18 protein-coding genes are annotated in these 18,352 nt (G+C 65.3%); 5 read left to right on the forward strand and 13 right to left on the reverse strand.

Annotation, left to right across the window (positions count from 1 at the left end; all coding sequences use genetic code 11):
- Window positions 1-45: 45 nt before the first annotated feature.
- The 5 genes from ACIGJC_RS09475 to ACIGJC_RS09495 all read right to left on the reverse strand — a co-directional run bounded on the left by ACIGJC_RS09475 (window position 46) and on the right by ACIGJC_RS09495 (window position 6,478).
- Window positions 46-1,776, reverse strand: a complete 1,731-nt coding sequence (locus ACIGJC_RS09475; protein ID WP_483708530.1) for an alpha/beta fold hydrolase — start codon at window positions 1,774-1,776, stop codon at window positions 46-48.
- Between the two features lie 45 nt (window positions 1,777-1,821).
- Window positions 1,822-2,286 (reverse strand): MaoC family dehydratase, encoded by a 465-nt coding sequence (locus ACIGJC_RS09480; RefSeq protein ID WP_483708532.1) that lies wholly within the window; start codon window positions 2,284-2,286, stop codon window positions 1,822-1,824.
- A gap of 38 nt (window positions 2,287-2,324) precedes the next feature.
- Window positions 2,325-4,127 carry an acyl-CoA dehydrogenase C-terminal domain-containing protein gene (locus ACIGJC_RS09485; RefSeq protein WP_483708534.1) on the reverse strand — a complete coding sequence of 601 codons (1,803 nt, stop codon included), beginning with the start codon at window positions 4,125-4,127 and terminating at the stop codon, window positions 2,325-2,327.
- 244 nt (window positions 4,128-4,371) lie between these two features.
- Window positions 4,372-5,298 carry an AraC family transcriptional regulator gene (locus ACIGJC_RS09490; RefSeq protein ID WP_483711508.1) on the reverse strand — a complete coding sequence of 309 codons (927 nt, stop codon included), beginning with the start codon at window positions 5,296-5,298 and terminating at the stop codon, window positions 4,372-4,374.
- A gap of 163 nt (window positions 5,299-5,461) precedes the next feature.
- On the reverse strand, window positions 5,462-6,478 hold the full coding sequence (locus tag ACIGJC_RS09495; protein WP_483708535.1) for an AraC family transcriptional regulator: 1,017 nt from the start codon (window positions 6,476-6,478) through the stop codon (window positions 5,462-5,464).
- Window positions 6,479-6,593: 115 nt separating this feature from the next.
- On the opposite strand from ACIGJC_RS09495, the gene ACIGJC_RS09500 reads away from it, so the two are divergent.
- The 3 genes from ACIGJC_RS09500 (at window position 6,594) to ACIGJC_RS09510 (ending at window position 8,643) form a co-directional block, all read left to right on the forward strand.
- On the forward strand, window positions 6,594-6,794 hold the full coding sequence (locus ACIGJC_RS09500) for a DUF1289 domain-containing protein (protein WP_483708536.1): 201 nt from the start codon (window positions 6,594-6,596) through the stop codon (window positions 6,792-6,794).
- A gap of 35 nt (window positions 6,795-6,829) precedes the next feature.
- Complete coding sequence (locus tag ACIGJC_RS09505; RefSeq protein ID WP_483708537.1) at window positions 6,830-7,528, forward strand: DsbA family oxidoreductase; 699 nt, start codon at window positions 6,830-6,832, stop codon at window positions 7,526-7,528.
- Window positions 7,529-7,665: 137 nt separating this feature from the next.
- Window positions 7,666-8,643, forward strand: coding sequence for a Bug family tripartite tricarboxylate transporter substrate binding protein (locus ACIGJC_RS09510; RefSeq protein WP_483708538.1), 978 nt, complete (start codon window positions 7,666-7,668; stop codon window positions 8,641-8,643).
- Window positions 8,644-9,422: 779 nt separating this feature from the next.
- Here the strand turns inward: ACIGJC_RS09510 and ACIGJC_RS09515 are convergent.
- From ACIGJC_RS09515 to ACIGJC_RS09525, 3 genes are read right to left on the reverse strand one after another with little or no spacing between them, the layout of a single operon-like run.
- Window positions 9,423-11,069: a fatty acid--CoA ligase gene (locus tag ACIGJC_RS09515; protein WP_483708539.1), complete on the reverse strand. Its 1,647-nt coding sequence runs from the start codon at window positions 11,067-11,069 to the stop codon at window positions 9,423-9,425.
- Window positions 11,070-11,090: 21 nt separating this feature from the next.
- Window positions 11,091-11,939: a TauD/TfdA dioxygenase family protein gene (locus tag ACIGJC_RS09520; RefSeq protein WP_483708540.1), complete on the reverse strand. Its 849-nt coding sequence runs from the start codon at window positions 11,937-11,939 to the stop codon at window positions 11,091-11,093.
- A gap of 12 nt (window positions 11,940-11,951) precedes the next feature.
- A complete protein-coding gene (locus ACIGJC_RS09525; RefSeq protein WP_483708541.1) occupies window positions 11,952-12,932 on the reverse strand; it encodes a quinone oxidoreductase family protein in 981 nt (326 codons plus the stop codon).
- 208 nt (window positions 12,933-13,140) lie between these two features.
- Here ACIGJC_RS09525 and ACIGJC_RS09530 point away from each other — a divergent pair, with 208 nt between their 5' ends.
- The gene (locus ACIGJC_RS09530) at window positions 13,141-14,178 is read left to right on the forward strand and encodes an AraC family transcriptional regulator (protein ID WP_483708542.1); all 1,038 of its coding nucleotides are present in this window, start codon (window positions 13,141-13,143) and stop codon (window positions 14,176-14,178) included.
- Between the two features lie 208 nt (window positions 14,179-14,386).
- On the opposite strand, the gene ACIGJC_RS09535 is transcribed toward ACIGJC_RS09530, so the two are convergent.
- The 4 genes from ACIGJC_RS09535 to ACIGJC_RS09550 all read right to left on the reverse strand — a co-directional run bounded on the left by ACIGJC_RS09535 (window position 14,387) and on the right by ACIGJC_RS09550 (window position 16,816).
- Complete coding sequence (locus ACIGJC_RS09535; RefSeq protein ID WP_483708543.1) at window positions 14,387-14,974, reverse strand: hypothetical protein; 588 nt, start codon at window positions 14,972-14,974, stop codon at window positions 14,387-14,389.
- 54 nt (window positions 14,975-15,028) lie between these two features.
- The gene (locus ACIGJC_RS09540; RefSeq protein ID WP_483708544.1) at window positions 15,029-16,045 is read right to left on the reverse strand and encodes a hypothetical protein; all 1,017 of its coding nucleotides are present in this window, start codon (window positions 16,043-16,045) and stop codon (window positions 15,029-15,031) included.
- Window positions 16,046-16,073: 28 nt separating this feature from the next.
- The gene (locus tag ACIGJC_RS09545) at window positions 16,074-16,328 is read right to left on the reverse strand and encodes an RNA-binding protein (RefSeq protein WP_483708545.1); all 255 of its coding nucleotides are present in this window, start codon (window positions 16,326-16,328) and stop codon (window positions 16,074-16,076) included.
- A gap of 98 nt (window positions 16,329-16,426) precedes the next feature.
- A complete protein-coding gene (locus ACIGJC_RS09550; RefSeq protein ID WP_483708546.1) occupies window positions 16,427-16,816 on the reverse strand; it encodes a hypothetical protein in 390 nt (129 codons plus the stop codon).
- A gap of 122 nt (window positions 16,817-16,938) precedes the next feature.
- Between ACIGJC_RS09550 and ACIGJC_RS09555 the strand changes: the two genes are divergently transcribed.
- Window positions 16,939-17,295 (forward strand): hypothetical protein, encoded by a 357-nt coding sequence (locus tag ACIGJC_RS09555; RefSeq protein ID WP_483708547.1) that lies wholly within the window; start codon window positions 16,939-16,941, stop codon window positions 17,293-17,295.
- Between the two features lie 240 nt (window positions 17,296-17,535).
- Here ACIGJC_RS09555 and ACIGJC_RS09560 read toward each other — a convergent pair whose 3' ends face one another.
- Entirely contained in the window at window positions 17,536-18,336 is an 801-nt protein-coding gene (locus tag ACIGJC_RS09560) for a tetratricopeptide repeat protein (protein ID WP_483711509.1), read from the reverse strand.
- Between the last annotated feature and the right edge of the window lie 16 nt (window positions 18,337-18,352).

Raw genomic sequence — 18,352 nt, forward strand, 5'->3', positions numbered from 1 at the left:
TCCTTACAGGTTACGTCACAAAATCGACGGGCCGAGATCCGGAGATCAGGCCTCGGTCACATAGCGTCCGGGCGCTTCGCACAAGGGCACATGGCGCGCGCTGCCCAGTTCCGACGGCGCGGCGTGCATGTCGCCCGAGCGCGTCTTCAGCCATTCGCCCCAGTGCTCCCACCAGGACGCCTGGGTCGTCGTGGCGCCTTCGAGCCACGCCTCGGGATCCGCCCCTTGCGCGTCGTTCAGGAAGTACTTCGCCTTGGCATTGCCGGGCGGGTTGATCAGGCTCTGCACGTGGCCACTGGAGCTGAGCACGAACTCGGTCTTGCCGCCAAAGGCGCGCACCGAGCTGTACACGCCCTTCCACGGCGTGATGTGGTCGGTCATGCCGGCCAGCACGTACTTGTCGCAATCCACTGCGGCCAGGTCGATCGGCTCGCCAAGGATGCGCAGCGCGCCCGGCGTCGCCAGCTGGTTCAGCGTCAGCATGTCGAGCAGCTGGCCATGCAGGCCTGCCGGCAGGCGCGTGGTGTCGTTGTTCCAGAACAGGATGTCGAAGGCCGGCGGGGCCTTGCCGAGCAGGTAGTTGTTGACCCAGTAGTTCCACACCAGGTCGTTCGGCCGCATCCATGCGAATACACGGCCGAGTTCCTCGCCGTCGAGCACGCCGCGGGCCTGGCTGCCCTGCCGCGCGGCATCGATGGCTTCCGGCGTCGCGAACAGGCCCAGCTGGGACTGCGCGTCAAGGCCGAACACGGACACCATCAGCGTGGCCGAATGCACGAGCTTCTCGCCACGCGCGGCGCAGTAGCCCATCAGCGCCGACATCGTCATCGCGCCGGAGCATGCGCCATGCAGGTTCACGTCGGGGCTGCCCGTGATCTCGCGGATCGCATGGATGGCTTCCACCAGCGAACCGACGTAGGTGTCGAGGTTCCAGTTGCGGTGGGCCGAGGTCGGATTGCGCCAGCTCACCATGAACACCTGCAGCTCGTTGCGCAGCAGGTGTTCAACCATGCTCTTGCCCGGCGCAAGGTCGAACACATAGAACTTGTTCACCTGCGGCGGCACGATCAGCTGCGGCCGGGCATGGACGTTCGCGGTGGTCGGCGTGTACTGGATCAGTTCGAGCACATCATTGCGAAACACCACCGCGCCGGGCGTGGCGGCAAGGTTCTTGCCGACGCGGAACGCGCCCTTGTCCACCTGCGACGGCATGCCCTGGTTGGTCAGGGTATCGGTCAGCAGGTTGACCAGGCCGCTGACCAGGTTCAGGCCACCGGTTTCGAACGTCTTGCGCAGCGCGGCGGGATTACCCAGCAGCGTGTTGGTCGGCGCCACCGCATCCATCAGCAGGTCGGTGAAATACTGCGCGCGGTCCTTGCTGCGGCCGTCCATTACCGAGCGGGTGACGAAACCGGTCACCGCATCACGCCACGCCTGGTATCCCTGCAGGGCCATGCGGTAGACCGGGTTGTCCTGCCAGGCAGGATCGCCAAAGCGGCGGTCGCGCGTGGTGGGCGCGGGCGCCGTGCCGTTCGCGACAGCCATCAGGTCCTGCGCGAGCCGGGACTGCTGCTCCAGCAGCAGCGTCGGTTCCTGCACGCACTGCGCGCCGATCTGCTGCGCGGTGCTGACCAGGTCCTGCGGCCGCATGCCCACGAACGGATTCGGCCCCGTCACGGCCGGCGTGTTGTCCAGGATCTCCGCCGGAGCGGCTGCCCTGGCTGTCGTCTTCTTTGCCTTCTTTGCCGGCGTTCTCGTACTCACGGCTGTTGTCATGCTGCCACCTCGTCCTGCTTTGTTTATTCGTGTTTGGTTTGTGCTTCAGGCGACCAGCAGCGCGAGCGACTCTGCCACCAGTGCGGGCTTGCCCTCGCCTTCGATCTCTACCGCGTTCTCCATCCGCACCAGCACGCGACCGTCGCCCTTGCGGTCGGCGGCAATCAGGCTCAGACGGTTGCGCACGCGCGCACCCGCCTTCACCGGGGTCAGGAAGCGGGCCTTCTCCAGGCCGTAGTTCACCGCGGCGCTCGCGTCGTGCGGCACTGCGCCCAGCTCGATCATCTGGCTCGCCACGAGCGAGAGCGTCAGGTAGCCGTGGGCAATGGTGCCGCCGAACGGGCTTTCGCGCTGCGCGCGATCCACGTCCACGTGGATCCACTGGTGGTCGCCGGTGCAATGCGCGAACGCGTCGATGCGCGCCTGGTCGATCTCCACCCACTCGGACACGCCGAGTTCCTTGCCGACGAACGCGTCGAGCGTGGCCATGCTGTAGCCTTCGATTGCCATCTTCTTTCCTTCGTTGTCTTGTATTCGGGTCCGCCGCGTCAGAAGCAGGATTCGTCTAGCGCCAGGAAACCGTCCCGGCCCGTCGTGCTGATGACGGCTGCCTCGAACGCGGAGGCGCGCGGCAGGATGTGATTGGCGAAGTACTCGGCGGTCGCGATCTTGGCGCCGTAGAAGGCTTCGTCCTCGGCACGCTTCTGCGTCGCGACGATCAGCGCCCGCGCCATCTGCCAGCCCGTCAGCACGATGCCCGTCAGCTTCAGATAAGCGACGCTTGCGCCGAACACGGCATTCGGGTCCTTGCGGGTGTTCTCCACCACGTGGTCCACCGCATTGCCCAGGGCCAGGCGCGCCACGCCAAGGCGCATCAGCATGGCGCTGCATGCACCATTGCGGCAGCCGTCGGCGTATTCCTTCAGGGCTTCCAGGGTCTTGTCGATTTCGGCCAGGATGCCGCGCGCCGCCGCGCCGCCATCGCGCACGGTCTTGCGGCCGATCAGGTCGTTGGCCTGGATCGCCGTGGTGCCTTCGTAGATCGGCAGGATGCGCGCGTCGCGGTAGTGTTGCGCCGCGCCGGTCTCTTCGATAAAGCCCATGCCGCCGTGCACCTGCACGCCAAGACTGGTCACTTCCAGCGACATCTCCGTGCTCCAGCCCTTGATGACGGGCACCAGGTATTCGTAGGCCGCGCCGAATTGTTCCCGCGCCGCGGCGTCCGGCGACCGGTGCGCAAAGTCGGAATAGCCTGCGGCCACCAGTGCCAGCGCACGCGCGCCTTCGGTCAGCGCGCGCATTTCGGTCAGCATGCGGCGCACGTCGGGATGGTGGATGATCGACACGGCCTCTTTCGCCGAGCCATCGACCGGGCGGCTCTGCACGCGGTCCTTCGCATAGGCCACGGCCTGCTGGTAGGCACGATCGGAGATGGCGATGCCCTGCACGCCCACGCCGAAGCGCGCAGCGTTCATCATCACGAACATGTACTCCAGGCCGCGGTTCTCCTCGCCGATCAGGTAGCCGATGGCGCCGCCGTTGTCGCCGAACTGCAGCACGGCGGTCGGGCTGGCCTTGATGCCGAGCTTGTGCTCGATCGACACGCACTCCACGTCGTTGCGCGCGCCCAGCGAACCGTCGTCATTGACCAGGAACTTCGGTACCAGGAACAGCGAGATGCCCTTCACGCCTTCGGGCGCGTCCGGCGTGCGGGCCAGCACCAGGTGCACGATGTTCCCGGCCATGTCGTGCTCGCCGTAGGTGATGAAGATCTTGGTGCCGGACACCTTGTAGGTACCATCCGCCTGCCGGTCGGCGCGCGTGCGCACCAGGGCCAGGTCCGACCCGGCCTGCGGCTCGGTCAGGTTCATGGTGCCGGTCCACTCGCCGGCGATCAGGCGCGGCAGGTAGCGTTGCTTCAGTTCGTCCGAGCCGGCCGTGAGCAGTGCCTCGATCGCGCCGTCGGTCAGCAGCGGGCACAGCGCGAACGACATGTTGGCCGCGTTCATCATCTCGATGCACGGCGCGGCCAGCAGCTTGGGCAGGCCCTGGCCGCCGAACTCCGCCGGATGCACGACGCCCTGCCAGCCGCCTTCGCCGAACTGGCGGAACGCGTCGCGGAAGCCTTCGGTGGTCGTGACCTGGCCGTCGTTCCAGCTGCTCGGCTGGCGGTCGCCCGCGGCGTTCAGCGGGGCCAGCACTTCGCCGTGGAACTTGGCGGCTTCCTCCAGCACTGCCTCGACCGTTTCCGGCGTGGCATCTTCATAGCCCGGCAGCGTGGCAATCTTTGTCAGTCCGGCCAGTTCGCGCATGGCGAACAGCATGTCCTTGGTGGGCGCGGTATAGCTCATCTCATTCCTTTCGCGGCGATGCAGCGCCGGCTCCGGGACAAAGCCCTGCGGTGCTGCGACATCATTGATGGCCCTGATCGTAAGGGCCATCCCCGCGAAAGCGATTACCTAAACCCGCCCTTTGAATGACAAATCGTGCCGCATTGCAGCATGCGAAGGCTGGCGCACGCGCGGTGCGACGCCAGAGACGCGTGAAGTGGCATGATTTGTCAGTCGACGGCCAGCCTTGCCAGCCGCTGCACGCCTACGGCGCGCGCCGGTAGGCGTTCGGCGTGCTGCCCGTCCAGTGGCGGAAGGCGCGATGAAAGGCGGTAGGGTTGTCGAAGCCAACGTCGAAGGCGATGGCCGCGATGGCATCTTCGGAACGCGTCAGGCGGCGGATGGCGATATCGCGCCGCACCTCGTCCTTGATGGCCTGGAACGTAGTGCCTTCGGCCGAGAGCCGACGGCACAGCGTGCGCACCGAATGGTGCAGCGCCTGCGCCACCTCATCGATGGTGGGCGATGCCGGCAGGCAGTCGGCCACGTGCTGGCGCACCCGGTGGCAGGTCATCTCCTCTGCGAACGAGACGAAGATCCAGTCTTCCGGCGCGCGTGCCAGGAACTTCTCGAGATCGGGCTTGCGTTGCCGCACAGGCAGGTCCAGAAGGGCCGCGTCGAACACCAGCCGCGTGTGCTGCCGGTCGAAATGCACGGGCCCCGGAAACAGGTAAAGATGGTCGCTCGCGAATTGCGGCCGGGCATCGGGCAGCTCGACCGCCAGCAACGGTATGCGCTGGCGAATCAGCCAGGACGCCACGCCATGCACAAGCTTGAGCATCAGCTCGCGCCCCAGCATGCTCGCGGGGGGGGCGCAGGTGCTGTCTGCCAGTTCGACGATGCCAGCCGAACCCTCGCGCCGGGATTCCATGCGGAAGTCGTCGAGGATCAGGTGGAAGAACTGCCCGAAGCGACGCAGCGCGACTTCGAGCCGTGGCGCATCGAGCAGGCTCAGGCAGAGGTACTTGAGCGTGCCGTTGCGCAATGGCCGGCTGAAGATGCCGGGCATTTCATCGTCCAGCTCCTTCGCCAGCAGCCGGTACAGCGTCGCGAACTGTTCCTGCGTGACGCGGGCAGCCGGCTCGGCCAGCAGCTCGGAGGCAATGCCGGAGCACTCGGCCAGCCGTGCCATCGCGGCGGGGTCGGCGCCGGACAGGAAGCCGTTGACGACGGAGATGGGGACAGTGGCGGAGAAGTCGTTCACGTCGTTCACGCGAGGCCTTGGCAATGCGTGCGATGAAAAGGTGGCGGCTGGCGCATTCTGTCACAGCCGCCACGCGGTGAGAACCCGACGGCTACATGTTGTTCCGGGCTTCGTCCTGCTGCAGGCGCCATTTCGACACACTGCAGCCGAACTGGCCGCCGAACCAGCGCGAAAATGCGCTCAGCGACGAGAAGCCCAGCAACGTGGCGACCTCGGACAGCGGCCGCTCGCGGTTGTCGATATAACGCACGACCAGGCTGGCGCGGGCCTCGTCGACGATATCCGAGTAGCTGGTGTTTTCCTGCGCCAGGCGCCGGTGGACCGTACGGCGGTCCACGCCGAGATGCTGCGCCACGCGGTCGACCGAGCACATGCCGGATGGCAGCAGCACGTGGACGAGTTCGCGCACCTTGTCGGGCAACGTGGTGTTTGCCTGGGCCAGCAAGGTGCCGAGGTAGCGCTTGACCTGGTGCGCCATGACGGGGTCATACGACGGCAACGGTCCTTCCAGGTCGGCGGCGACGCAGACAATGCCGTCGAAGTCCTGGTTGAACAGGCTTGGCATGCCGAACACGCGCTGGAACGTGGCCTGGCTCGCGGGTGGCGCGTGCGTGAAGCAGATGCTGCGCGGCCGCCAGGACGGTCCCAGGCATACGCTCAGCAAGCGGTAGATCACGCCGACCGCGAGATCCGTGGCCTGCCGTAACGTACCTGGCACGTCGCTGAGGACATGCAGACGGATCATCAGAAGGCCCTCCGACTCTTCCATGCGCATTGCAAGCGCTTCGTTCTGTACGCCCATGTAACGCACCATCGACTCCAGCGCGCGCCGCAACGTCGGCTGCTCGCGCACGACGAAGGCAAGCGGACCAAGATTCGAAACCTGGCGCAGTTCCGCCATGCGCACGCCAAAATCGTCCACGTGCGCGGCGCGCGCGGAATCATCCAGCAGGCGGCCGACCTTCTCCGCCGGGATGCGGATATCCGGGTCGAGCAGCGCATCGCGGCTGATCTTCGCGGCGCGCAACTGCTGATGCGGATCCAGGCCCACGGAGCGGGCCACTTCCACATAGTTGGTAAGGCTGGCACTGCGAAGGTAGTAGGACATCGCGTTTTCCCTGACTGTCCCGAAATGTAAATCGACCGTCCCGGATCGTCAAATTTCCATGCGCCGTTCACCGATACTTCGGTCACCCAAACTCGCCACCGCAAGTGAAGGAACCGTGAACGCGTCCAATTCCGTCGTCAATCCCTGCATCAACATCTGCCGCATGGACCTGGCTGGCAAGTATTGCCAGGGTTGTGGCAGGACCCTCGTGGAAATCGGCCGCTGGGAACAGATGACCGATGTGCAGCGCGCCGAAGTCATGGCCGCGCTGCCGACACGACGCCCGAATCGCAGCACGGCGGCGCCGAGCGCCTGACCGCTACGCGCCCACCCTCCGCGCCCTCCCCAGACATGACCCCAACCAACACTCTGTCGGTCGAAGCGTACTTCGACCTGATCTGTCCGTGGTGCCTGATCGGCAAACGGCATCTTGAAACCGCCATCGACCTGCTAGCGCGCGAGCGCCCGGACGTTACCGTGCAAGTCGAATGGCGCTCGTATCCGCTGATTCCCGCCACGCCGCCCGATGGCATTCCGTATCGCGACTTCTACGTCGCGCGGCTGGGCAGCCCGCAGGCCGTCGCCGTGCGCCAGGCACAAGTAAAGAGTGCCGCGCGCGAAGCCGGCCTGGAGTTGGCGCTCGAACGCATCGAAACCTTTCCCAACACGCTGCTGGCGCATCGGCTGGTGCGCTTCGTGCGCCAGCAGGACGGTGCACAGGCCGCGACGGCGCTGGTCGACAACCTGTTCACGCGCTATTTCCTGCGCGCCCAGAACATCGGTGACGGGCAAGTGCTCGGCGACGCGCTGATCGAGTGCGGCATCGAGGTGCCGGGCAACGCAGGCACGCCTGTGCGGCATGACCTGGAATGGCTGCCGGCGTTGAATGGCCCCGAAGATTCGCCGCCGCGAGCAGGACTTGGCGTGCCGCATTTCGTCTTCAACGGCACACACAGCGTGTCGGGCTCGCGCCCGCCGGAAGCGCTGCTGGAAGCCATGCTGCGCTCTTTGGCGCGGGCAAAGCAGATCGCCACGCGTGCTGCCGCCTGAAGGCGGTTCTTCCTCAACGGGAGCGAATCACGTCCGTATCGAACGTATTCCCAATACTCGTGCCTGTGCCGTTGAACGGCGGGGCACGGGTGCCTTTGCACGCCTAAAATCAAGTTCATAACGGAGACAACAAAAAAATGAAGAACCGCACCGCCCTGCTTCGCCTGCGCCGCGCCGCGCTGGCCGCCGTCATGATCGTTTCCATGCCCGCCGCAATGGCATGGACCAACAAGCCGGTCCGCATGCTGGTGCCGGCGCCGGCTGGCGGCACCATGGATGTCATGGCGCGGCTGCTGGCCGACCAGCTCTCCGTCGATCTCGGGCAGCCGGTGGTGGTGGACAACAAGCCGGGAGCCGGTGGCGGCATTGCCATCAACACGCTGCTGGCGGCGCCGGCGGATGGACAGACCATCATGGTGACGGCCACCAATGTGCTGACCGAAGTGCCGCATGTTCTGAAGCAGTCGTTCGACACCATGAAGGACATCCGTCCGCTGGCGGCCGTGGCGCGGTCGCGCCTGGTGATGATCGGTGCGCCGACGCTGCCGGCCAAGGACTTGCCGTCCCTGGTCAGCTATGTCAAGGCCAATCCCGGCAAGCTCAGCTTCGCTTCCTACAGTTCGGGCACCGCGTCGCACTACGCCGGCATGATCATGAACCAGAAGGCCGGGATGGATCTGCAGCATGTGCCGTTCGCCGGTTCAGGGCCAGCGCTGACCCAGGTCATGGGGGGACAGATTGCAGTCATGTACGACGGCATGGTGACCTCGCTGCCGATGATCAAGGCGGGCAAGGTGCAGGCGTTCGCGGTGGCTTCGAAGAGCCGCTCGCCGCTGCTGCCGCAGGTGCCGACGTTTGCGGAGCTGGGATATGGGGATGTTGAATTCAGCAACTGGATCGGGGTGATTGCCTCCGCCAAGGTGCCGGTTGAACTGGCGCAGAAAATCCAGACTGCAGCTTACAAGGCCGCAGCAACGCCCAAGGTTCATGAGCGGATGGAAACGCTTGGCTATGAGCCGATGGCGGCGCAGACGCTGCCGCAGCTTAGCCAGTCGCTGCAGGCTGAATATGAAAGGAATGGGAAGATTGTTAAGGCGTTTAATATTCAGCCTTGAATTTTTGATTTTTTTTTATTAATAATCGCCTTCCGTTCTGGAGGGCGATTTTTTTTTAGCGTTCTTGACACGCGCGGCTGTTTCGCCGGCGTAGCCGGCGAGTCACTTTTTGTCCGAGCGACAAAAAGTAACCAAAAAACGCGTCGCTTGTCCTAGCGGACGAATATTGATCGTAGTGTGCCAAGAATTTCGTACGGGTATGAGCTTCAGAGTCTGCCCGGCTGCCTGCCGCGTGGAGCGCGTCCGTATGCAGGCTCTCCGGCAATGATTGAACGAGCCCCGAAACTGTCCGTGGCCCGACACTGCCACCGTTATCGCATCATCGCCTTCGGCTGCTGCGCGGCTCAGTAGTCGGCAGGCCGGACGACATCAACGGTGCAGAGGCTGGTGCTTCTGTCTCTTCTCTTCTCTTCCCTTCCCTTCTCTTCCCTCGGTTTTCACAGAGTGCGCGCAGCGCAGCCGTAGGCGTCCTACCGATGGCGGGGTTAGGAGGAGCCACCAAGTAATCCGGGTTCGCTCATCTGACGTGTCTATCCTGATCATCTACGCGGCAGGCAGTCTGGCTATGCCCTGTACCGTCTTCACCACCACGGGCCGTTCGTCGACCACGAAAACGCGTTTTTGGTTACTTTTGTCGCGAGACAAAAGTGACTCGCCGGCTACGCCGGCGAAACAGCAGCGCCTGCCAAGAACGATAACCTCATCATCCCAGCCAACCAAAAAAAAACGCTGACCCCCCTTCAAGAGCCAGCGTCCAAACCTTCTCCCTTTCCTACCCTTCAGACTGCCTTCTCACGCAGTTGCTTCTTATTGATCTTCCCCACACTGGTCTTGGGAATCTCAGCCACAAACGCAATCCGTTCCGCCTCGGGCACAGCGAATTTGCTGAGGCGTTGCGTATCGACGTGTCCGAGCAATTGCTGGCGGATGGAATCCGCACCCACCTCGGCCCCGGCCTTGCGGACGACAAACGCCATCGGGCGCTCTCCCCACTTGGCATCGGGCACCCCGATTACCGCGCACTCCTGCACGCCCGGCACTTCGGTGATGAGGTTTTCGACTTCGATCGACGACACCCATTCACCCCCGGTCTTGATGACGTCCTTGATGCGATCGACGATCTGCACGAAGCCGTCCTGCCCCATGACCGCGACGTCCTGGGTATGCAGGTAGCCACCCGCCCACAGGTCTTCGGAAGCCGCCGGCTTCTTGAAGTACGACTGCGTCAGGTACGGCGCACGCAGCACGATCTCGCCACGGCTCGTACCGTCGCGCGGCAGGTCCTGCATGTCTTCGCTGACGATGCGGAAATCCACCATCACCACCGGACGCCCCGTGGAGCAACGCATGCGCACTTCGTCCGCGCGGTCCTTCGGCGCGACGCGCGGCGGCAACTGCGCCAGCGAGACGATCGGCCCGGTTTCCGACATGCCATAGCCCGCAAAGATATCGATGCCGCGCGAGAGCGCAGCATCGCACAGTGCCGGCGGCAAGGCCGACCCGCCGATGATGATCTTCCAGCCCGACAGGTCCTGCGCGCTGTCCTGCGACGACTGCAACAGCATCTGCAGGATGGTCGGCACGCAATGCGAGAACGTGACCTTCTCCTGCTGGCGCAGCTTCAGCAGCATGTCCGGCGCATAGCGGCCCGGCAGCACGGTGCGCAGGCCAAGCATGACCGCGACGTAAGGAATGCCCCACGCCAGCACGTGGAACATCGGCGTGATCGGCATGTACACGTCTTCACGGTGCATGCGCTGACCCTCGCGCGGCGAGCACAGGCTGGCCGAGGTCGTCAGCGTGTGCAGCACGATGTCGCGATGGCTGTAGCACACGCCCTTCGGATCGCCGGTGGTGCCGGTGGTGTAGAACGTGGCCGCCTTGGTGTTCTCGTCGAACTCGGGAAACTCGAAGTCCGGCGACGCGTCTGCCAGCAAGGCCTCGTACTCGCCCGCCAACGGCAGTTCGGTCTGCGGCGCGGCCTGGCCATCGGCCATCAGCACGAAGCGCGGCTTGCACGTCAGCTCGCCGCGGATCTGGTCCAGCACCGGCACGAAGTCGGGATGGACCAGCACGATGTCCGCGTCGGCGTCGTTGAGCGTGTAGAGGATCTGCTGCGGCGACAGGCGCACGTTCACGGTGAACAGCGTCGCGCCCATCATCGGCACGCCGAAATAGCACTCCAGGTAGCGGTGGCTGTCCCAGTCCATCACCGCCACGGTGGAACCGTGCTTCGCGCCCAGCGAGGCCAGCGTCGAAGCCAGTTGGCCCACGCGGCGGCGGAAATCGCGGTACGTGTAGCGCATCTCGCCGCGATAGCTGATCTCCTGGTCGCCATAAAGGCTCAGCGAATGGGTCAGCAACTGCTTGACCAGCAACGGAAAGGAATACGCCGACGGCGTGGATACGATCAAATTGTTCTGCATACTGTCTTCCTCGGGCCGATCTTAGTACGGCTTGGTGCCGATGATGCCGGCGCGTTCCATCTTGCGGTGGCAAGGCGGGTAATCCATCACGGCATAGTGCTGCGTGGCCGTGTTGTCCCAGATCGCGACACTGTTGGGTTCCCAGCGCCAGCGCACCTGGTACTCGGGCACATATGCCTGGCTGATCAGATAACGCAGCAGGTCGGGCGCGCCCGGATTCGCGTCCATGCCGAAACGCACGCGTTCCGGCGTATGGAAGTTGGTGAAGTGCGTGGCGAACGCGTTCACGTACAGGATCTTCTCGCCGGTGTCCGGGTGCGTACGCACCACCGGGTGCTCGGCGTCGGGAAACTGCGCCTTGAGTGCCAGGCGCTTCTCGATCGGCATGGCCGCACCGAAGCTCGCCTCGATGCTGTGGCGCGCGCGCAGGTCGGCGATCTGCGCCTTGATATGTTCGGGCAGGCGCTCATAGGCCAGCGCCATGTTCGCCCACATGGTGTCGCCGCCAACCGGCGGGCATTCCACGCAGCGCAGCACGGCGCCGAATTGCGGCGCTTCGCGCCACGTGGTGTCCGAATGCCAGGCGTTCTCGTAGCGGTCGTTGGGCTGATCCGGCGTCTTGTAGATGCGCACCAGGCCCGGATGCTCCGGATCGCTGCCGGCAACGGGGTGATCTTCCAGTTCGCCGAAGCGGCGCGCGAACGCGACGTGGTCAGCGCGGCTGATGTCCTGGTTGCGCAGGAACAGCACGCGGTGCTTCAGCAACTGCGCGCGGATCTCCGCAAACAGGGCGTCATCGCGCACGGCATCGCCGAGATTCACGCCGACCAGTTCCGCGCCCAGCGAGCAGGTGAGTGGCTTGACTTGCATGGTCCGGCTCCCTTAGATCACGAAGATTGACGAACCCGTGGTCTTGCGCGACTCCAGGTCCCGATGCGCCTGCACCGCGTCTTCGAGCGCATAGCGCTGGTTGATCTCGATCTGGATCCGGCCCGCACCGACATGACCGAAGATTTCGCCGGCCAGCTCGGCCTTCTCGGCCGGGTCGGCAATGTAGTCGGCCAGGGCCGGACGCGTCAGGAACAGCGAGCCCTTCATCGCCAGCAGCACCGGATCGAACGGCGGGATCGGGCCCGAAGCGGTACCGACACACACCATCGTGCCGCGGCGCTTGAGCGAATCGAGCGACGACATGAAGGTGTTCTTGCCCACGCTGTCGAACACCACCGACACGCCGACGCCGTCGGTCAGTTCACGCACGCGCTTGGCCACGTCCTCATGGCTGTAGTTGATGATGTGGTCGCAGCCATGGGCGCGCGCCACTTCGGCCTTGGCTTCGCTCGATACCGTGCCGATCACGGTCAGGCCCAGCAGCTTCGCCCATTGCGACACGATCAGGCCGACGCCGCCCGCTGCCGCGTGCAGCAGGATGGTGTCGCCTTCCTTGAAGTTGTAGATGCGACGCATCAGGTATGCCGAGGTCAACCCACGCATGGTCATGGCGGCAGCCGTCTCGAAGCCGATGGTTTCGGGCAGCTTGATCAGCGGCGCGGCCGGCACCAGGCGCTCGGTGCTGTACGCGCCCAGCGTGTTGATGAAGCCGGTATAGGTCACGCGATCGCCCACGGCAACGTTGGTGACACCGGGACCGACCGCCTGCACGACGCCAGCGGCTTCCACGCCCATGCCGGCCGGCAGCGGCACCGGATAGGTGCCGTTGCGGAAATACGTGTCGGCATAGTTCAGGCCCACCGCCACGTGGCGGATGCGTACCTGGCCCGGCCCCGGGTCGCCGACTTCCATCTCTTCCACGCGAAGCACTTCAGGGCCACCGGCCTCATACATGCGCACGACTTTTGCCATTTGCTCGTCTCCTGGTATTTGCATCGGCGCAGGGGGCGCCGCTCATGCCCTGAAATTTAGGACCTGCCGGCGCGCGCCGCTTTGCATTGGCCTCCGCTGACTTTGCATTTCATGCCACGGCCGCCTATCATGCGCTGCGAAGGCAATGCAGCAAGGCGCACGCCCCAAAGCGTGCGCCGCACACATAACGAGAATTCGGAGACAAGCCTTGGACACGCTGATACGCGCCGGCGCAGTAACCAACTTCTTTGAAGTGGCCCGGGATCTCGGCCTCAATCCCCAGCCGCTTCTGCGGGAAGCGCGCCTGTCGCGTGCGCTGCTGAGCGACCCGGACCAGCGCGTTTCCGTCAACGCCTGCGCCAGGCTGCTGGAACTCGCGGCCCAGGCCGCGCAATGCGAGACCTTCGGCCTGCGCATGGCCGAGTCGCGCCAGTTGTCGGACTTCGGCGTGATGAGCCTGCTCATCAGCCAGCAGCCCACCTTGCGCGATGCGCTGGCCACGATCATCCGCTATCGGCACCTGGTCAACGAATCTCTCGCCATCCTGCTCGAAGATGCCGGAAAGGTAGTCATCATCCGGCAGGAGGTCGTACTCGATACGCCTTCCCGGCAGGGCACCGAACTGGCGCTTGGCGTGGTGTTCCGCCTGTGCCGCGCGTTGCTCGGACCGCACTGGCATCCGCTCAATGTCAATTTCACCCATGCGGCCCCGGCAGACCTCCAGGTCCACCGCCGCCTGTTCGGCTGCCCGCTGGAGTTCGGCAGCGAGTTCAATGGCATCACCTGCCTGGCGGCCGACCTCGACGCCGCCATCCCGAACGCGGACCCGGGCATGGCGCGCTATGCGCAGCGCTTTGTCGATACGCTGCCGCGCGTCAATGCCCCGTCTATCGGACGCGACGTGCGCAGCGCCGTGTACCTGATGCTGCCAATGGGCCGCGCCACGTGCGAAGGCGTGGCGCAGGGCCTGGGCATGAGCCTGCGCACCATGCAGCGCCAGCTCGATGAAGCCGGCGAAACCTTCACGGACATCCTGAACGAGGTGCGCCGCGAACTGGCGCGGCGCTATGTGGAGAATCCGCAATACTCGCTGCTGCGCGTGGCCGAATTGCTGGGGTACGGCTCGGCGAGTTCATTCACGCGCTGGTTCTCCAGCCAGTTCGGCGAGGCGCCTGTGACCTGGCGGCGCCGGCATGGCTCGCGCGCGCCACAGCCGGTCCCCGTCCATCCCGGGCCACCGGGCTGACGCTCATTCCTGCACGGACTTGCGGCGCTCGGCAAAGCTTGCCACAGCCTGCTCGGCTGAAGAACATCCGCTCCGTGCCGAGCCGCGGCCCTGGCTCCGAACGTCGAGTGCCGATGGCGTAAACCCGGGCGCCGGGCCCGCGTCGTCGCGCGCGTGCTTCGGGCTCCGGGCTCCGGGCTCCGGGGCTACGTCCGGCGGCCTCGCGCGCCTAGTGACCGCCCTTGGGCGTCACCGAGACCGCGAAGGCCTCCGTGTACACGGCCTGGACCTGGTCGCCCTTGCGGATGCCCTTCAGCTGCTGCGGGTCTTCGACATGCAGGTCCACCGTCCTGCCCTTCGGCCCCTTCAGGGTCACCTTGCCGGTCTTGCTGTTCACGGCGACGACATCGGCGGTCACGGTCACCTCGCGCCCGACCATGCCGCCGGGCTTGGCGCCGGGCGCGGCCCGGTCTTCCATCGCACGCTCGGTACTCGAGCGCATGCCGGTCTGCTTGGTCAGGTTGACCGAAAGGGCTTCCTTGTATTCCGCCGTGACCGTGTCGCCGACGCGGAGCTGATCGAAATTGCGCACCTCGTCACCGACCTGCACGTCGGTGACCTTGCCCTGCTTGTTCTTCAGCGAGACCGTGCGCGTGGCGGGATCGATCGCCGTGATCGTCGCCGTGGACTTGACCGTGCCGGTCACCATGGCCGCGCCGACGCCGGAAGCCGCTTCGACGCGGGTCTCCGGCTGGGCCATGGCCAGGTGGGATGCCGCGGCCACGGCGGCGGCGACCAGTATCTTGCTGGGATTCATGCTTGGCTCCTTGCGCCAGGTTGGAAAATTCGGGCGGTGGATTCCGCCCTCGGGCTACAACATGCGTGCCGCCTCGTCCAGCAGCGTGGCCTGCGACAGCATGTCGGCCCGCGCGAACCGCACGATCGAAAACCACCGCACGAGCGGCGGATCGCCGGGCACGTGCGCACAAAGCAGTTCGAGGTCGACACCGGGCACGGTGCTGTCCGCCCCCAGCACCACGTTCACCTGGCTCAGGCGGATCTGGCGCCGCTGGACATGCATGCGGTTGGCGGCGTCGCCCAGGACTTCTCCCAGGCATTCGAGCTGCCGCTCGAGCGTGTCGCCGCCGTGGCCCAGCGCTGCCAGTTCGCTCTCGTTCTGCGCGATCTCGTCCTTGACCGACTGGACCGCCGCCCCGTCGGGTGTCTCTCCGCCCACCATCGAGCGCAGGCCAATGCCTTGCCGTTCATAGAGCTTGAGTTGCGCCTTGAGCAGGGCCTGCTCGCGCTCGAGCGTGTCGCGGCGGCCCTTGCCCGCCGCGAACTGCGCCATGGCCTCGATGGCGAACTGGTCCAGCATGCGCAGCAGGATCTCCGCGCGCAGCGCGGCGTCGGATTCCGCGCAAATCCTCAGCTGGTAGTCGCTGAACGACACCAGCGTCTGGGGCACGTCCGTGTGCATGACATCGCCTTCCATCGCCACGCCCAGCGTGCGGCGCTCGTTCATGGCCATGCCGAGCACTGCATAGGCGTGTTCCGCGAACGGCGTACGGTCGAAGAACTCGCGCAGGTCCGGTGAACGGCTGAAGGCGCGAACGACGTCCGCCGCGGTGCCGAAGTACGCGTGGATATGGGGATCGCTGTCCCAGGCGGCCTCGCTGGCTTCGCGCGGCGCGGGCAGTCCCGCCACGGTCGCGCGGACTGCTTCCAGCGCCGTGCGCAGCCCCGGCGCCAGCCGCTTCTCGTAGTGCGAAACCAGGCGCAGGCGCGGGTTCAGCGCCGTCACGCGCGCAGTCATCGCGACGAGTTCCTTGTCGTCGCGGCGCTGCGGCTTACGGCCCTGCCGCTGGATCCACCGCAGAAAGCCCATGGCGGCGCTTGCCGGTGAGCCGCTTATGTCACCGGTAACGTTCGGCCATCACCATCGCGTTGATCTTGTGGCCCTTCCAGAACATGCCATGGATGCGCGGCTGCAGCTTGCGCAACGCTTCGGGGTCGAGTTCGTTGAAGATCACCGTCACGCCCGGATGCGTGCCGTCGCCTTGCACAGGCTCGATCTCGTCGCAGGCAGGAAAACCGTATTTAGTCAGAAAATCCCGGACTTCCTCGTCGGTGGTCCCGGCGTCGACGTTCCCCAGAAACAACACGGCCATGATCAGTCCCCCGTTCGTCGCCACAAATGTGGCCGCATCCCTGTATGTTCTAGCTCATCTTTGGTGAAGTACAAGGCATTTGGTGTGCAAAAGCCGGCTCAGCGCTTCGAGGTTTGCCGCTTCCAGTCCCCGTCCGGCGTCTGGCAGAACCATCCCGCCCAGTGTTCCTTGCGGCCGGATTGCGTCAGATCGGAACGCACGCGGCGGCATTTTTTACCCTGCTCCGTCCGGCTACGCTCGACCGTGAGCGTGCCGTCGATGGCCGGACGCCGGTTGACGGCGGGGAAGTGCACGGGTGCCGTGCCGCCATCCGGCAGGTTGGCGAGCGCGTCCTTGTAGAGCTGGATGTATTGCGGGACCTCGTCTTTCTGAAGGGTTCCGATGACGGTGTTTTTCAGGAAATGATCGAAATACGCGTGGACCGGAGACGTCGCCATGACGAGCACCAGCACGGCAGCCCGCGCATGGCGGGGATGGTTCAAACGCATGGAGGCCCCCCTCTCGAATTCCCCGTCCAGGGCGTGCCGCTTTGACATACCGAGCCCGGCATCGCTACCCTTAGTCTAGCCCGCTGGACAGGCCAGCGGCATTCCCTTCCTCCGGAGACCCCATGCGAAAGCCCCTTCCGTTGTTTCTGACCGGCCTGATGGTGCTGGGCCTTGCCTCCACGGCCCGGGCGCAGACCGCGCCGGGCCAGGGCCAGGGCGCGGCCAACGCGATCTCCGAGGCGGTCCAGGGCGGCACCAACCCCTATCGCCCGCCCTCGGGTGGGAGCACCGATCCCGAGGAGGCCAGGCGCGCCAAGTGCGAAGCGCTGAAGGAGGAATTCAACGGGACCTCGAAACAGCGGAATTACCAGTCGTCGGGTACCGCCACGCATAACGCGCAGGGTCGCCCGATCCCGAAGATCGAACGGGACAAGAGCCGCAAGGAATTGCAGGAGACGTACCGGGCGAATTGCACTTGAGCCACGCCGTCAGGCAACTGGAATCCCCGCCGGCGATCGGGTGGCTTAAAAAAAGAAGCCCTCGGCCGGGGAGGACGAGGGCTGGAGTGGTATCGGATGTCCACGCCAGGGACTTCCGGGACCTACTTTCCCATGACCTGTCAACGAAATCTACTCTTCGGGCGTGTCAGCAACCGCACTATTCTGGACAATCCGGGGCGCCTGAATTCGTGGCACGCCGTGCCGTCCCAAGCCGCCGCGTCAGCGGCCGGGCTCCAGCCGCCGGTACTGTTGATAGTGGCGGATGGCCCGCTGGCTGTCCCCCAGCGCTTCATGCAGTCTTGCCGCGTTGTAGTGCGCGTCGGCAAAATCGGGAGCCAGCGCGATGCAGGCATGGTATTCAGCCAGCGCCCCCACGGCATCGCCGCTGTCTTCCAGCGCCACCGCCAGGTTGAAGCGGATCAGCGGCGCATCCGTGCCTTGTTCGAGTGCGGTTCGATACAGCGCGATGGCTTCGTCGAACGCGGCGCGCTCGCACATCAAGTACCCGAGATTCACGTAGGCATCGACCAGCCCCGGCTCCGCGGCGATGGCCTGCCGGTAGACCGCAGCGGCCTCGGCGGATCCTGCGCGCTCAAGCTCCTGGGCCATCTCGAACAGCGTATAGCCATCCATCGCTGCCGCCGGTGTCCGCGTCGTCGGAGCCCCCCCGATCGTCACCACGCGGGCAGAACGCTCGCGCGCGTCGAAATCGATGATCCGCTGGCCGGTCTCGACTAGCCACTGACCGTGGGCGTCCCGGGCGGCAACGGTGCCGCCATGCGCCGTAATGCGGACACCGGTCAGGGCCCGGCCGGCTTCCAGGCTCTCGAGTTTCTTGAGTGACCGGACGACACGTCGCGTCGGCACGTTGGCCGCACGCAAGGACTGGGCGGTACGGAACAGCAGCAGGTCCTGAAACGAAAAGCGGTACGCGTTGCCGCGGCCGCGATCGGGCGTCACCACCCCCGCTGTCAGCATGGCATTGACCACGGAACGCGAAATGCCGACCAAAGCCAGCACGTCGCTCAATGTGTAA

The organism is Cupriavidus sp. C3SS-1 (assembly GCF_057073755.1).

What these genes read in the sequence shown, in the direction of transcription:
- ACIGJC_RS09555 (WP_483708547.1), top strand. Translation starts at nt 16,939, where the DNA reads ATGCGAAAGCCCCTTCCGTTGTTTCTGACCGGCCTGATGGTGCTGGGC.
- ACIGJC_RS09475 (WP_483708530.1), bottom strand. Translation starts at nt 1,776, where the DNA reads ATGACAACAGCCGTGAGTACGAGAACGCCGGCAAAGAAGGCAAAGAAG.
- ACIGJC_RS09510 (WP_483708538.1), top strand. Translation starts at nt 7,666, where the DNA reads ATGAAGAACCGCACCGCCCTGCTTCGCCTGCGCCGCGCCGCGCTGGCC.
- ACIGJC_RS09540 (WP_483708544.1), bottom strand. Translation starts at nt 16,045, where the DNA reads ATGGGCTTTCTGCGGTGGATCCAGCGGCAGGGCCGTAAGCCGCAGCGC.
- ACIGJC_RS09495 (WP_483708535.1), bottom strand. Translation starts at nt 6,478, where the DNA reads ATGTCCTACTACCTTCGCAGTGCCAGCCTTACCAACTATGTGGAAGTG.
- ACIGJC_RS09505 (WP_483708537.1), top strand. Translation starts at nt 6,830, where the DNA reads ATGACCCCAACCAACACTCTGTCGGTCGAAGCGTACTTCGACCTGATC.
- ACIGJC_RS09485 (WP_483708534.1), bottom strand. Translation starts at nt 4,127, where the DNA reads ATGAGCTATACCGCGCCCACCAAGGACATGCTGTTCGCCATGCGCGAA.
- ACIGJC_RS09515 (WP_483708539.1), bottom strand. Translation starts at nt 11,069, where the DNA reads ATGCAGAACAATTTGATCGTATCCACGCCGTCGGCGTATTCCTTTCCG.
- ACIGJC_RS09545 (WP_483708545.1), bottom strand. Translation starts at nt 16,328, where the DNA reads ATGGCCGTGTTGTTTCTGGGGAACGTCGACGCCGGGACCACCGACGAG.
- ACIGJC_RS09535 (WP_483708543.1), bottom strand. Translation starts at nt 14,974, where the DNA reads ATGAATCCCAGCAAGATACTGGTCGCCGCCGCCGTGGCCGCGGCATCC.
- ACIGJC_RS09550 (WP_483708546.1), bottom strand. Translation starts at nt 16,816, where the DNA reads ATGCGTTTGAACCATCCCCGCCATGCGCGGGCTGCCGTGCTGGTGCTC.
- ACIGJC_RS09490 (WP_483711508.1), bottom strand. Translation starts at nt 5,298, where the DNA reads ATGGCACGGCTGGCCGAGTGCTCCGGCATTGCCTCCGAGCTGCTGGCC.
- ACIGJC_RS09525 (WP_483708541.1), bottom strand. Translation starts at nt 12,932, where the DNA reads ATGGCAAAAGTCGTGCGCATGTATGAGGCCGGTGGCCCTGAAGTGCTT.
- ACIGJC_RS09520 (WP_483708540.1), bottom strand. Translation starts at nt 11,939, where the DNA reads ATGCAAGTCAAGCCACTCACCTGCTCGCTGGGCGCGGAACTGGTCGGC.
- ACIGJC_RS09480 (WP_483708532.1), bottom strand. Translation starts at nt 2,286, where the DNA reads ATGGCAATCGAAGGCTACAGCATGGCCACGCTCGACGCGTTCGTCGGC.